The sequence below is a fragment of the Methanosarcina sp. UBA411 genome (assembly GCF_002495725.1).
Taxonomy (GTDB): Archaea; Halobacteriota; Methanosarcinia; order Methanosarcinales; family Methanosarcinaceae; genus Methanosarcina.
In genome coordinates this window covers 1-13,155 of record NZ_DAGK01000018.1, presented here as the reverse complement: position 1 = coordinate 13,155, position 13,155 = coordinate 1, and the positions used below count along the sequence as shown (strand labels likewise).

At 40.3% G+C, this 13,155-nt stretch carries 13 protein-coding genes and 1 pseudogene; 5 read left to right on the top strand and 9 right to left on the bottom strand.

The window, feature by feature from the left end; genetic code table 11:
- Nucleotides 1–412: 412 nt before the first annotated feature.
- Nucleotides 413–835, bottom strand: a complete 423-nt coding sequence (nikR, locus tag BP861_RS07270) for a nickel-responsive transcriptional regulator NikR (RefSeq protein ID WP_292373957.1) — start codon at nt 833–835, stop codon at nt 413–415.
- A 564-nt stretch (nt 836–1,399) separates the two neighbouring features.
- A complete protein-coding gene (gene ftsA / locus BP861_RS07265; protein WP_292373956.1) occupies nt 1,400–2,758 on the bottom strand; it encodes a coenzyme F390 synthetase in 1,359 nt (452 codons plus the stop codon).
- A 246-nt stretch (nt 2,759–3,004) separates the two neighbouring features.
- On the opposite strand from ftsA, the pseudogene BP861_RS07260 reads away from it, so the two are divergent.
- Together BP861_RS07260 and BP861_RS07255 are read left to right on the top strand one after the other, a co-directional pair.
- Nucleotides 3,005–3,304 (top strand): annotated as a pseudogene (locus BP861_RS07260) (DUF134 domain-containing protein); the annotation flags it as partial.
- Between the two features lie 217 nt (nt 3,305–3,521).
- Nucleotides 3,522–3,896 (top strand): NifB/NifX family molybdenum-iron cluster-binding protein, encoded by a 375-nt coding sequence (locus BP861_RS07255; RefSeq protein ID WP_292373955.1) that lies wholly within the window; start codon nt 3,522–3,524, stop codon nt 3,894–3,896.
- A gap of 203 nt (nt 3,897–4,099) precedes the next feature.
- On the opposite strand, the gene BP861_RS07250 is transcribed toward BP861_RS07255, so the two are convergent.
- A complete protein-coding gene (locus BP861_RS07250) occupies nt 4,100–4,429 on the bottom strand; it encodes a pyrimidine dimer DNA glycosylase/endonuclease V (RefSeq protein WP_292373953.1) in 330 nt (109 codons plus the stop codon).
- A gap of 141 nt (nt 4,430–4,570) precedes the next feature.
- Between BP861_RS07250 and BP861_RS07245 the strand changes: the two genes are divergently transcribed.
- Nucleotides 4,571–5,653: a hypothetical protein gene (locus tag BP861_RS07245; protein ID WP_292373951.1), complete on the top strand. Its 1,083-nt coding sequence runs from the start codon at nt 4,571–4,573 to the stop codon at nt 5,651–5,653.
- A gap of 186 nt (nt 5,654–5,839) precedes the next feature.
- On the top strand, nt 5,840–6,322 hold the full coding sequence (locus tag BP861_RS07240) for a peroxiredoxin (RefSeq protein ID WP_292373949.1): 483 nt from the start codon (nt 5,840–5,842) through the stop codon (nt 6,320–6,322).
- A gap of 253 nt (nt 6,323–6,575) precedes the next feature.
- Here the strand turns inward: BP861_RS07240 and BP861_RS07235 are convergent, their stop codons facing one another.
- The 3 genes from BP861_RS07235 to BP861_RS07225 form a co-directional block, all read right to left on the bottom strand.
- Nucleotides 6,576–6,809 (bottom strand): DUF378 domain-containing protein, encoded by a 234-nt coding sequence (locus tag BP861_RS07235; protein ID WP_292373948.1) that lies wholly within the window; start codon nt 6,807–6,809, stop codon nt 6,576–6,578.
- Nucleotides 6,810–7,763: 954 nt separating this feature from the next.
- Nucleotides 7,764–8,504, bottom strand: a complete 741-nt coding sequence (locus BP861_RS07230) for an MBL fold metallo-hydrolase (RefSeq protein WP_292373947.1) — start codon at nt 8,502–8,504, stop codon at nt 7,764–7,766.
- Between the two features lies 1 nt (nt 8,505).
- Nucleotides 8,506–9,786, bottom strand: a complete 1,281-nt coding sequence (locus BP861_RS07225) for an AAA family ATPase (protein WP_292373946.1) — start codon at nt 9,784–9,786, stop codon at nt 8,506–8,508.
- Nucleotides 9,787–10,267: 481 nt separating this feature from the next.
- On the opposite strand from BP861_RS07225, the gene purC reads away from it, so the two are divergent.
- Entirely contained in the window at nt 10,268–10,981 is a 714-nt protein-coding gene (purC, locus tag BP861_RS07220) for a phosphoribosylaminoimidazolesuccinocarboxamide synthase (RefSeq protein WP_292373945.1), read from the top strand.
- Between the two features lie 147 nt (nt 10,982–11,128).
- Here the strand turns inward: purC and BP861_RS07215 are convergent, their stop codons facing one another.
- The 3 genes from BP861_RS07215 to yciH form a co-directional block, all read right to left on the bottom strand.
- Nucleotides 11,129–12,355 carry an Nre family DNA repair protein gene (locus BP861_RS07215; protein WP_292373944.1) on the bottom strand — a complete coding sequence of 409 codons (1,227 nt, stop codon included), beginning with the start codon at nt 12,353–12,355 and terminating at the stop codon, nt 11,129–11,131.
- Nucleotides 12,352–12,717, bottom strand: a complete 366-nt coding sequence (locus BP861_RS07210) for a transcriptional regulator (RefSeq protein ID WP_292373943.1) — start codon at nt 12,715–12,717, stop codon at nt 12,352–12,354. Before BP861_RS07210 ends, BP861_RS07215 begins: the two co-directional genes overlap by 4 nt.
- A 216-nt stretch (nt 12,718–12,933) precedes the next feature.
- On the bottom strand, nt 12,934–13,155 hold a 222-nt coding region (yciH, locus tag BP861_RS07205; protein ID WP_292373941.1), incomplete at its 5' end, for a stress response translation initiation inhibitor YciH.

Genomic DNA, 13,155 nt, shown 5'->3' with positions numbered 1-13,155 from the left:
AGGGTTCACTTCATCCCCGACCTTTAGGTCGGGGTATTCGTGACCCTCTGCGCTCCCTTGTAATAAACCGTTGAAGCCTTTCAAAGAATGAAAGTGCTGGAGAAATCGCTATCCTGTTTAAAGTACGTGCAAATCAGACCCATCAAAGAATTTAAACTATAAAAAGAAGCAGGTCTTGTGGACTCGAGAAGAGATTGGAGTTTCTAGAGTTATGATCTCACGGAGTTCGGAAACGTACCCTGAAATATATAAGAAATTTGAAAAAGCGTTCATTGAAGAAATTAAGAGGAACTTTTTCCTCTTTGAAATATTTTCCCTTTAGAACTCTCTCCCCTTTTAGAACTTTTTTCTCTATTCCAGTCTTTACTTTCCTCAATGCTTCGAGCGCAGATTCCTGCCCTGCTAGGGAAGATCAAATCTTTTCGTTTGAGGCTACAGTGGTAAGCTTAGAGAACTTTACCCCTTTGAGAGCCATTATAGCTTCGGCAAGCTCCTTAATCTCTTCGCCGTCTCCATCCAGAACGATTACTTCAAAGCAGTTATCATGATCAAGGTGGATATGCACTGAGGATTTAATCAGGTGAGAATATTGGTGCTGAATATCTGCAAGGGCATTTGAGAGCCCCCTTTTCGTGTGGTCGTAAATAACCGCAACGGTTCCGACACGGTAACCTTTAATGTCTCCCATCCATTCGTAATAGGAAATGTAGCTCCTGATGGCATCCCTAATGCCTTCCGAACGGGAAGAATAACCTCTTTTTTCGATGATCTCATCAAATTTACCCAGAAGGGTATCGGGAAGGGAAACCCCTATCCTCATAAGTTCTGTTTCCATAGTATCACCAAGTAATCTTGAACTTGTCTACAAGTTAATACTTTACTTAATTATACGTAGCAATATATATGTTTTTTTCACTTAGCCATTAATATAAAAGAGTTGATTACAAATATTCGTTCTTTACTAATATTAATCTTTGGGAATGGTTTACATTCGCCACGAGAGAAATAGACAGGCTTTTTTATTTTGGAAAAAGTAATTATTCATCCTGGAGAAAACAACATCGTTTACCATCTATAGTAAGATTCAGGAGCAAATTCATTTGAGCTAGTTTACTTCAATTATTGGCCATTAATTATGTTTTTACCTTATTTTGTCAGTTAGTAATCAGCTTTATCTATTATGAAAAAACAGACATCGGAAAACAGATTCTGGATGATTAGAATAGTCAAGGAAAAAATAATATAAAAATGTAACAAAAGGTAAAAAGAAAGTCTTAACCAGCTTTTTTTTCAACAAGACTTTAAGAAAATTTTATATATAGATTACACTACGAATAAATTTCCAGCATAAGAATACCTTCTTGACACTTATTTCTGTAGTCTTTGTGTCGTTGCTCTCTTATCTCCTGTCCACAAGTCTTTTAGGTCTTCCCTTTATCCTGTTCAGTTCAAGCCCCATAGGGCCTGTGAAGTTAAATATGATTTTGAAAGTGCCTTCGGCATAAGCCCTGGAAAGCGGAGGCTTATACCTGAGAAAAGCATGAATAAAATTCTCTTCTACAAGAACCCGATCGCACATATCAGGATTTTCACATTCCACACTGACCCTAAGCACAGTTTCGCCCTCATCCTCTTCGCCATAAAGAAAAGCCTCATATTCTCCGGTAAGGTAGTCCATGTTTTCACGCTGGAAAACTCCCCTTTCCACATCTACTCGATTAAAAGGAGCACCTTCTACCCATACTGTCTCAGCCTCCCGCTGTGGAGTCATGATTTTCATATGCGTCCTTCCGCAGAAGCATTGCTTGCGCGTAAGCACTACAGTTGTGTCTTCAGTATCATAGTTTAAGAGAAGGTTTCCTGCCTTTGCCCCGACAGGCAGCAGTGTGCTCAGGATGACTCTTCCGCATTCTCCATCAGGCACATAATTCTCGAGATGAGGATCGTAAATATCAACATGGACAAGGTCTTCAGGCACATGCAGCCCGGACACTTCATTACATTCCCCGCACATCGTGCCTTCCGTGCTCCCATAGGTATTATAAACAGGACAGCCCCAGATTTCGGAAAGGTAATTCCTCGACTCGTCAGCAAAAGATTCTCCTCCTACGACCAGTTTATCTACGCCTGACTCCCAAGGATTGGTACCCTCTACCCGTAACCTTCTGGCGAGATTCAGGAGTTTAAATACGCTGCCTACTATACCTGTAGGCCTGTAAGCCTCGATAACACGCAGGGGAAACGTACATTTGCCCTCAGGAATAATGCTCATTCCAAGCTGCCTGGCTGCAAGGGTCATGGTGTTTGCCCCAATGTTCATCCCATAAGAAGCACAGACAATAACCCTGTCTCCAGGACCAAATCCCTGAGACCTGAAAATGCGGGCGTATTTTTCCGAATACCGTTCCCAATCTTCCCATGTAAGAAAGAAGCTTTTCGGAATTCCGCTGGTTCCACTTGTCTCATGAACTGTGAAAACATCCTCCCAGCCCACGCTCTTGAACATGAATTCCCCTGCCTCAGGCGGCTGGTTTTCGCGGATAGTTTTCCCAGAGATTATGGGAAGATCCAGAAGGTCCTCATGGGTTTTAATCTCAGCCGGGTCTACGCCCTGTTTTTCAAACCACTTTCTGTAAAAAGGAGAATTTTCTGCCGCATATTTTACAGTGTACCGTACCCGCTCCTCTATGAGAGCATCCAGTTCTTCTCTGCCCATGGTTTCGATTTCAGGATTGAAATAAGTTTTTAACTTGCCCATAGAAAGCACCCCCAAACGAAACATAAAATATAGAACGATAAACTGAAGGAAAAGCCTGTTATTTATTGGTTTTAAACGTGAAACACTTTTGGGTAAATAAAAAATTTAAAATTTTGTTTAGAATTAAGAAAGAAATCTCATACACATATTTTCAATCAATATCATCAGTGATAACTTTTTTAAAGCTATTATACAGAGTTTAAAACTGATTACTGCGAATAGTAAGTTATATATAAGACGTCGCATATGTGTATTTTGATGGTCAATAGGGTTAAGCGTAGGGTATCATGCCTCCCAAAAGCTACATATTATAAGCCAAGGGAGGTTCCTCTCTGCGATCTCGAAATTATCAATCTGTCCATAGAAGAGCTTGAGAGTATCCGCCTTTGCGATTTCCTTCAAGTCGAGCAGAACGAGGCCGCAGATATGATGGGCATCTCCAGAAAAACCTTATGGAGTGACCTGCAGAAGGCTCGAAAGAAAGTGGTAGATGCACTTGTTAACGGCAAAGCGATAGAAATCTCTGGAGGAGAGTACATAAATAGTGGCGAGTGCAAGGTCGAATTCCTCTGTAATGGATGCAAGAATAAGTGGGAATTACAATTCAATGAGGATCGTCCTACTAGCTGTCCTAAATGCGGCTCCAGGATAATTTATCGAGTCGGCGGCGACGGAAGAGGAAAAAGGTTCATTGAGAACAATTACTGCTGCCCCAAAAATAAAGGTAAAGCGGCAGTAAATGATAAAACAGGAAGTGTAGAAAATGACAAAAATTGCAATACCGTCGATGAGTGACAGTGGACTGGAATCTGATGTTTGTGCTCATTATGGCTCATGCGAATATTTTACTATAGTAGATGTAGATAATAAAAATATTGTAGGCTTTGAATCGATAAGCAATCTGTCTCCTGAAGGAGAGCATAACTGCGCTGCTCCTTCAATAATCCTGAAATCACACAATGTTGATGCTGTACTCATCTCAGGAATCGGCGGAAGGCCATTAATGTCATTGGTTGAAAAGGATATCAAAGTATTTGCAGGAGCAACTGGAAAGGTTTCCAATGCAGTTGAGGACTATAACAATGGATTGCTGCGAGAAATATCTACTAATGGCACCTGCAATTGCTCTCATCACTAAAGTAAGGCAATAAACAAAAGCGGCATTTAAAGTAGCAGTTATCCTTTACTTTATTCCTCTATTCCTTCTTTTCTTCATTTATTGGTTTGTATTTCCGATTTCTAAATTTTACCCTATTGGCCTAATAATTGAAAAAATAAATTAAGTCGAAAACCGGAAATCTCTTCATGAGAGCTGAATCCAGTTATCCTGAGAAACCCGATTCAAACCCTGCAATCACATCCTCTTTCTTTAAGGAGACGGACCTGTTCTTCGTAAGAATCCACAAACTCGTCTTGAACGGCTTTTCCTATCGCAAAGGCAGGGTCAAGAGGAGTATGATGTTTATATCCTCGCTCTGTCATCTCATGAACAAGCGATTCATGTCTCAGGTAAAGAGCTTTGAGCTTTCCTCTCCAACGCATCGTTTCTGGATGATGAGCATAAGCTTTCTTATTATTGGTGATTATAGACCAGAGAGCATGTAACTCACGGTGTTCTCCTAGAAGATGCTGCCTGCATAATCTCTCAGGAGGTATATCCCAGATTCTCATAATATGAATTTCGAGCACATTTAAGAAAGAGTTTCCGGAAAGAGAAAAGAGTTTTACTTAACGCGAAAATTGAGTCTCATGTTCTGTGTCTGATCCCTTGTTCTTATATCTATTTACATACTATTTGAGAAAAAATAGTCCATGAGACAGGAGACATTCTGGCTTTCTGGAATTTTTCTGCTGGCTATTGTATACTTTTTATTAATTCCTGTACTTGCCCACGTACCGGTTTTCGGAGGGGAGGGTAAAAATCATGAAACGGCAATTCAGGTTGAAGATCCTTCGAAATCAAGAGTGTTTTACGGGCAGCTTGCTTCAGGGGAACTCAATTATTATAGTTTTAAAATGGAAAAAGGAGAGAGAATCGTACTTGGGCTTACAATTCCCGTTGAAGAAGGAAACAAGGGTTTTACCCCAAACCTGATTCTTATCGGGCCGGGAATTGAGGATGAGGGAAAAGTACCCGATAGACTGGAAGTGCCCGAAGGAGATGGAGCAAAAGTGCTCTCCGATAGCCTGCCTAAAAGTCCTGTATATGAAGGATTTACTCCAAGCGCCTTCTACTCGCTTGATAAGCTCGATATCAAAGCTCCGGAAAGCGGAACATATTATGCTGTTGTAGGTGCAATACAGGAAGCGGGTTTGATAGAGGGAGAAGATCCAATACAGGGAAAAAGTATACATGAAAGAGAAATCCCAAAAAAAGGGAATTATGGAATAGTTATAGGATACAGAGAAACTTTCACCTTGAAAGAATGGATATCCATACCCCTGAACCAGGTAAAGATTTACCGTTGGGAAGGGCAAAGCCTGATATTAATCTTTACTCCACTTGCGATAACTCTAGCAGCCGGGCTTCTGGCAATTTTCTTACGAAGAGAAACTGTCGCCAGTTTCAATCCCGAACGCATCTCAGGAATACTTGCAGGCCTTTTCTTTCTGAGTACAGGAGTAACATACATTTTTCAGATGTTAATTTCGTTGAGTGAAAGTTCATATTCCTCAGGAATCGTTATTACTATCACTTTAATCCTGATCAGTATAGGAATCGGAGTTGCTGCAATAGCTTTAAGTCTCAAAGATGAAAATTACGGTAAAACATCAGGAAGAAAACGACTTTACTTCTTTATTTTAGGAATATCCGGACTTCTATTTTGGTCAGGGTGGTTAATAGGCCCTCTTCTGGCTTTTGAAGCTGCTGTCCTCCCCTGGAAGCATAAATGATAAAATTTTAGAGCCGAAAGAAACAGTTGATTAATATAATTGAAATGATACGAATGAAATGATACGAATAATATATAATTATTAAATAATTATTAAGTAACTGATTTTTAGAATAATTATAAACGATTTATTTTTAAATAGTAATTAAGTAACCTCATTAATATAACATGACTTCGGGGGAAAAATATGGTAAAAACTTCACTGAAAGTAGGGCAATCTGCTCCGGATTTTTGCCTTCTCGACCAGGAAGGGAATAAGACATGCCTTGAAGACCTAAGAGGGAAATGGGTAATCCTTTACTTTTATCCGAGAGATAATACGCCAGGGTGCAGCCTTGAAGCAAAAAACTTCAGTTGCTTAAGAAAAGATTTTGAAGCCGAAAATGCTGTGATTATTGGGGTTAGCAGAGATAGTGTAGAATCCCACAGGCGGTTTATTGAAAAGAAAGAACTTAAAATAAAGCTTCTCGCGGACGAGCAGGCAAGCGTCCATAAAATATACGACGTCCTGCACCCAAAACACTTCCGGGGCAAAGAAGTCACAAGCGCTGTCAGAACCACCTTTCTCATAGATCCCGAAGGAGAAATCGTCAGAGTATGGGATAATGTTAAAGCCGCAGGGCATGCGGAGAAAGTGCTTTCTGAATTGAAGACTCTGAAAGAGAGGTGAAATGAGAACACATTACAAAATAAAATATAATGAGTTTATATATAAACCGTTAATTTTTGCAAATCCGATTTATTATAATCGAAAATTTAGTTAAAAATAAGGATAAAAGAAATAAAAAATAAATTTCTAAAAAACAAAAATAACTTTATCTCAATTTTATTTCCAGCCTGAGAAATTATAGCTGGTTAAGGCCTTTTTCAAAGTGTTATACCGGTCTGTTATACCGGTCAAGAGGTTTGCAGATTTTTTTTACTTAGTGATGTACTGCGGCCTCACGCGTATAATAAGTCTCAGCTCTTGCAGCGAAATAAATCGTATAAAGCGCTGCAAGCCCAACAATTATGTATACAATTCTCGAAAGGGTACTTCCTACCCCGAAGATAGCATCTACAACGTTAAAATTGAAGAGCCCTACAAGCCCCCAGTTTAATCCGCCTATTATAACAAGTATAAGTGCAATCAAGTCTACTGGATTTCTTACTGCCATAGATGTCACTCCCTTTTTGCTTTATTTTCCTTTTTTATAAAAGGAAAAAATATAAAAAATCCAATATTAAATTGGAGATACTTGTATTTATATATGACTAATCTAAAAATTAGAGTATCTTAGAGAAAAAGATAGTAAATAAAAAATTAAATCGCAAAAGAGTTGAGAATCCCATAATGATGTCTGGGCTCATACTTTTTTGTAGGCTGATTGTAAAAACCTTTGAGATATATTAACTCATTAAAGCCATGCTCTAGAGTCTAAATTAAATAGTCAACCCCTTAGTGAAAGCCCACTGGCAGTGTCAGAGCGCACCAAATAGACCAGATACTAAATATATAGAGATTATGTAAAAAATTGAGTTTATAAATACCTTACCAGCTTTATAGTCAGACTTGGCTTGATACTCGTTATCATATAACTCAACGTATAATCTGTAATCTATTGATTTTCGATTCCAGTTATCAATGAACATACAAAATGCTCCTACTAACAGAATAAGAAAGCTAACTTTTGTTGCTAAATTAACAACAGCAGGATAACTCTCTATTATTAAGAAAGTAAGTATAATACCGTCAAGACCTATGAGATACTTATAACAATCATCCAAAGAAAAGTAATTTTGAATCATACTTATACACCGTATAAAAATCCTTTAGTGATATAAAAATATAATGAGAAATATAAATTTAATGCTCCAACGCGAATTATGTTTGCTTGCTGATTGGTGAGTTTGAAGGCTGGTCTATCTAAAGAAATAGATTCATTTTAAACTTTACTTCTGAGGCAGATGAAATACTTTAATCATTTGAGAATATTCAGCAAGCTCTTTATGCACAAGGAGCTCAGTAAGAGAGACTCCTTTTTACTCCAGACCAGCTTTTTTCTACTTTACCTTTGAGCACAAACTCATATTGTCTTAATAGCTCATAGAAATCTAATTTACCAAGCAATTTAAAAGTCAAAAACCTGCCCGTCATATCCAAGGGGCAAAAACATCGCTTCAATATGGTGAGGACGAAACAGATGACTTAGATGGGTCAAAGCTATTTCTTTTGCATTAAGCTGCTCTGCAAGTGCCATGGCCTCTTCTGAATTCATGTGTTTTTTGATATGGATATTGGGTGGGACTATAGCATCGGCGATAAGAAGATCCGGGTTTTCCATAAGCTCCAGACTGGATGCGGGGATTTCTGAGTTTGTATCTCCTGTTATCACTATTTTTTTATCGCCATCACGGATTATAACCCCTATCGGAACCTCTACAGGAGGATGGTTGACCTTAAAAAGGGTAAACTGCAAACCAATTAGCTCGAATGGCTCATAAAGTTTTACGTAATGATACCTGGGTTTAAGAAAGGAAACGTACCGGTCTATGTACTCAAGCGTTTCCTGAACCCCATAGACATCAACCTTATTTTGAACCCTGTAGAACTCTCCGAATCCAGAGTAATGATCGTAGTGTCCATGCGTCCAGATCACTCCGTCCACACAGGACAGGTTTTGCTTGAGGAATTGTTGCCTTAGATCAGGGCTGGTGTCAATAAGGATTTTACCCTTATCGGATTCTACTAGGATAGAAGAACGAAGACGCTGGCTCTTTCCACCTTTTCTGGCGTCTTCGCATGCAGGGCAATTACATCCAATTTTTGGAGTACCAACAGCGTCACCAGTCCCAAGCAATGTTAGCCTCATGTTACTTCTTCCGTTCGTACTCTTCGGATTTGAGATCAGCTCGTTCATTAAAAGAATTCACAGCTTCCAGAAGATCCTGCTGAGTAAGTATTTTACGTTCCTCAAGAAGAGCACTCAGAACAGCTTCCCTTATAACCATGCGCAGGTCTGAGCCTGAATAGCCTTCTGTTAATTCCGCAATTTCCCCTGTATTAAAGTCCCCTTCTATATGTCTGGTTACAATATCCAGGATATTTTTACGCATGTCGAGGTCAGGAAGAGGGAAATGAACTATTTCATCAAAACGCCTCCATGCCGCACTGTCAAGCATGCGTGGGTGGTTTGTCGCAGCAATAAGAAGAACTCCGTGCTCCACGAGGCTGATTTCATCTATGGCCTTAAGAAGGGTATTTACTGCCCTCTTGATGGCAGCATTCTCGTCAGAAGTCCTTGCTTTTGCTACGAAATCAAGCTCATCTATGAAAAGAATGCACGGATTGAGCTTCTTCGCAAGCAAAAAGACTCTGTCAATGTTCTTTGCAGTCTCACCAAGATACTGATCTGTTATCATGGAGAGTTTGACCTCAACAAAAGGAATTGAAAGCTGTTCTGAAAGTGCACGGGCAACCGAGGTCTTTCCGGTTCCTGGAGGGCCGACAAACAGAAGTTTTCCAATATCATGCAGGCCGATCTCTCTCAGATATTCCCTGTACTGAATGGCTTTCATGATCTTTTCAACTTCGTTCTTCTGTTCCTCGGTGAGAACAAGATCCCTGACTTTTTGCTTCACATCCTCAGGGGCGAGAATGACTGCGAGTTTAAGCATCTCTTCGCTTTTGTCCTCTTTCCTAATCTCTGCTATCAGAGATTCTATCCATTCCCTGTCAACTTCCTTGGGCCTGATTTTCGCCTTTGCAAGTGCATAGTTTGCAGCCTCGTCCTTCTTTATTTCTCCAAAGTAATACGCCAAGACAGGATTATTTTCAATCCGTTCCTGGGAACCTTCCTGCTTTTCAAACCATTCCGCAGCCAGTTCGAAAGCACTCAGACGAAGTTCAAAATGAGACTTGTCAATATTTATGAAAGGGACATTTCTTACAATTTTCTCGATATCATTAAGCCCGTACAGTTTTTCAATTCGGATAAACGTGGCTGTGATAGGTTTGGGAACTGTTTTTTCTGTACTACTCCAGTAGTTTTTCCGAATGTTCTTGGGAAGATCATTTACATCCAGTTCTGGGTAGCGGTTATAGATCTCTGCTGTCAGCAGTAGTTCTACGATATCTAATATAGTGCCTGACATGTTTTTACCTGTTGCATGCTTGGACTAATCCACTATCAAGTGTTGGGCACTCAAATGCGGTAAGTTCTTAAATCTTTACTTAAGTTGTTAAACCTAGTAATTGATTCTCTTCGATGATAAAATTTACTAAGCAGCCGGCAGTAAAAGAAAAAGCTGACTGGAGATGATAACTTTATCTAGCAGAAGACGTTATCTACTCTATCTCTTTCGGGAATAAAAACATATTTTCGGAAAAAGCCTTTATCGCCTCCGGAAAATGTCTCACTTTCAGAGAGTGATTGTGAATTCCAGAAACCGTTTAATTGTCTCCGTGAGATATACTCACATCTAAGAGAGAATTCGATCTGTATAGCTTATTTCTGGAATGCCACAGCATTATCAAAACTTCTGCATTATCAGAACTAGTATATTAAAACTATCATTCCTAAGATTTCTCTTAATCTGAGGAAAATCCAGAATTATCCCTAGAGAGGACCATTGCATGACAAGAGAACAGCTCTATTCAGGGAAAGCAAAAACAATCTATAAGACGGATGATCCTGACACCCTAATTACCGAATTCCGAAACAGTCTGACTGCATTTAACGGAGAGAAGAAAGGGGAAATGGAAAAGAAAGGGTATTACAACGCCCAAATCTCAAAAAAATTCTTTGGGATGCTCGAAGCCGAGGGAATAAAGACTCATTTTGTTGAAATGCTTTCTGACATCGATATGCTTGTGAAGAAAGTCGAGATTATAAAAATTGAAGTTATTGTCAGGAATATTGCCGCAGGTTCGATTACGAAAAGATACCCCATAAAAGAAGGCACGGTTTTCAAGTCCCCTGTACTTGTTTTTGACTTTAAAAACGATGAATATGGGGACCCAATGCTGAATGACGACATTGCTCTTGCACTTGGGCTTGCAACACCGGAAGAACTTGCTACACTCCGGAAACTCGCTTTTAGAATCAACGACCTGCTTGTGCCCTATCTGGACAAAAGAGGTATCATACTTCCGGACTTCAAGCTGGAATTCGGAAGGAGAAACGGAGAAATCCTCCTTGCAGACGAGATTTCCTGCGATACCTGCCGGTTCTGGGACAAGAATACCGGACAGTCCATGGATAAAGATGTCTTCAGGTTTGACAAGGGCGACATTTCCAAGGCTTACGAAGAAGTTGCAAGGCGCATAGTGCCCGAAATATTTGAATAAACGTGAAAAGAAGGTTAGGAAACTTGAATTAACCGGATAAGAGGCTTCAAAGTGTTCCTACCTGCTTATTTTTGTTTTTATATTGCAGCAAGCAGTTTTTCTTTACTTACGCGATTTCTGTTTTGATGGATTCTGCTTTTAACATCTTTATGCTTTAAAAAAGAAGTCCAGAGTCGTTTGAAAACGAAAGTCTGAAAGCGCTTTTGCCTGCTGCACCCACTCAGTTTTTGGTGTCCTGATCCTGCCCGCAATATCGGAAACTGCGGCTTCGAGAGAATCAAATTTCCTTGAGGGATTCTGAAGAGCTTTTCTCATCCCCTCCCTGACAACCCAGACTCCAAGGGGAGCCCAGTAGTCCGGAGTTATTTCCCTGAGCACGAAAATCGAAGCCTGTCTTTTGATTTCTGTAAGGTATTCAAGCACAGGCAGCCGCGCAGCATAATAACCTCCAGCCAGGGGAGAATAGCCTTTTTTACCATCATACCCCTCACTGTCTTCTCCAATCCAGCTTGATTCTCCAGACCAGACTGCTTTTGGGAGCCAGATTTCAATAAGCTCGAAGGTATAAGCCCGTGGAAGAATAAGGACTTCAAAATGGTTTCCGAAATGAGTCCCGCTAAAAAGCTGGATCTCTGAGACCCAGGGAAAATCCTTTATTCGGTCTGCAAGTTCCTTTCCTGCCATATCATCCACGGCTGTAATTGACCAGCGCGTTGGCACGATTTTTCGTTCTCTTCCAAGCAGGCCAATCGAAAACAGGCGAGTAATATGTTCGGCCGGAATATCCCCTTTATAGAGTTCAAGCACCGCGTCTTTTGCCAGAGCATCAGTGTCATAGACAAGGTAATCCACTTTTTTCGGAACATTTGGATTTTCTGCAAGCTCAAAATTTTTCACAAGCCCTGAGGGGCCCATAGGCGTGAGCACAGCATCGAATTTAAGTTCCTGTTTTGGAGCTTTGAAAAACCAGGCTTCGGTATCCACCGGCTTTCTTGAGAGGGCAAGTTCCTGAGCCTTTACAAGGAGAGGGTTTTCTTTGTTACGGGCGTCTTTTACACGGAAGTTTGTGTTTGCCCTGACCATACGGGAACGCATGGAAATAATATCCTCAATCTGCATGTTTGCCCAGGCTGAGGGGTCTTCAAAAAGCGAGGCTTCGCTTCCTTTTGCCAGAGGGGGAATGAGCGGACCTGCCGAAACCCTAGGGTAACCGTAGCTTCCAACAAAAATAGCAGGAGGAGACGCTCCAAAAACTGAGTCACCTGAAATTACAGGTGCAATAGATTCTAAGGACTTGAATTTTTCAAGAATTGGGCAACGGGGACGCCCACAAAGTCCTTTTCCTTTACATTTAATGCACAGTGTGCCATTCACTTTAAATCCGTATCCTCACAGATGATACAGGCTTTAACTCCAGGAGCATTCCTGTATAGCCAGCCGGATTTTTGAACAATACTGCAAATGCCGCACATGCCTTTTGTCTTTTCCTGAGAGGATAAGTCTTGATTTAGAAGCACGGATGCAAATTTCCGAATTTCGTTGTGAGTCTCCTCGGAAAAGTCAACTTCAGCCCCGCGTTTTTCGCTTACGTACTGAGATACCGCAGCTCTTGAGAGCTCTAGAATGTCCGCTACATCTTGCTGCGTACACCCATGCTCAAAAATCATTGTTCTGGAAAGTTCTGCCCGAATTGCGGGCAAGACTTTCTGTACCATAATTTCACATGTTGTTTTCATGGGAGACCAACACCACATAAATAAGGTAAATTTTACGAGAGATTCTCTTAATTGCTTATATTCATAGATTTATGTTTTTTGGGTAGATAATGTGTCTCCCTTAATTTACCAAAAAAATGCATGCTATTGAAGTATCTATAAAATATACACAATTCCAAACCTGAAAACGTTATTACTACTTCTCAGATCCGATTTACTCCTGAAGCTGATCAGGATTTAGTTTTTAATCTGTTCAGCAGAGAAACCCTTTTCCATGAGGACTTCTTTCATGCGGGTCAGGTGATTACCCTGAAGTTCCACAGTATTTCCTTTTACCGTACCGCCGCATGCAAACTTTGATTTAAGATAAGTGGACAGTTCGTGAAGATCAATTTCACTTGCGTCGAAACCTTCTACAACGGTAACTTCTTTTCCGTATCTTCTTCTGTTAACTTTTAC

Excerpts from the sequence above, each read along its gene's own strand:
- nikR (WP_292373957.1), bottom strand. The coding sequence starts at position 835 with ATGGAAACAGAACTTATGAGGATAGGGGTTTCCCTTCCCGATACCCTT.
- ftsA (WP_292373956.1), bottom strand. The coding sequence starts at position 2,758 with ATGGGCAAGTTAAAAACTTATTTCAATCCTGAAATCGAAACCATGGGC.
- BP861_RS07255 (WP_292373955.1), top strand. The coding sequence starts at position 3,522 with ATGACAAAAATTGCAATACCGTCGATGAGTGACAGTGGACTGGAATCT.
- BP861_RS07250 (WP_292373953.1), bottom strand. The coding sequence starts at position 4,429 with ATGAGAATCTGGGATATACCTCCTGAGAGATTATGCAGGCAGCATCTT.
- BP861_RS07245 (WP_292373951.1), top strand. The coding sequence starts at position 4,571 with ATGAGACAGGAGACATTCTGGCTTTCTGGAATTTTTCTGCTGGCTATT.
- BP861_RS07240 (WP_292373949.1), top strand. The coding sequence starts at position 5,840 with ATGGTAAAAACTTCACTGAAAGTAGGGCAATCTGCTCCGGATTTTTGC.
- BP861_RS07235 (WP_292373948.1), bottom strand. The coding sequence starts at position 6,809 with ATGGCAGTAAGAAATCCAGTAGACTTGATTGCACTTATACTTGTTATA.
- BP861_RS07230 (WP_292373947.1), bottom strand. The coding sequence starts at position 8,504 with ATGAGGCTAACATTGCTTGGGACTGGTGACGCTGTTGGTACTCCAAAA.
- BP861_RS07225 (WP_292373946.1), bottom strand. The coding sequence starts at position 9,786 with ATGTCAGGCACTATATTAGATATCGTAGAACTACTGCTGACAGCAGAG.
- purC (WP_292373945.1), top strand. The coding sequence starts at position 10,268 with ATGACAAGAGAACAGCTCTATTCAGGGAAAGCAAAAACAATCTATAAG.
- BP861_RS07210 (WP_292373943.1), bottom strand. The coding sequence starts at position 12,717 with ATGAAAACAACATGTGAAATTATGGTACAGAAAGTCTTGCCCGCAATT.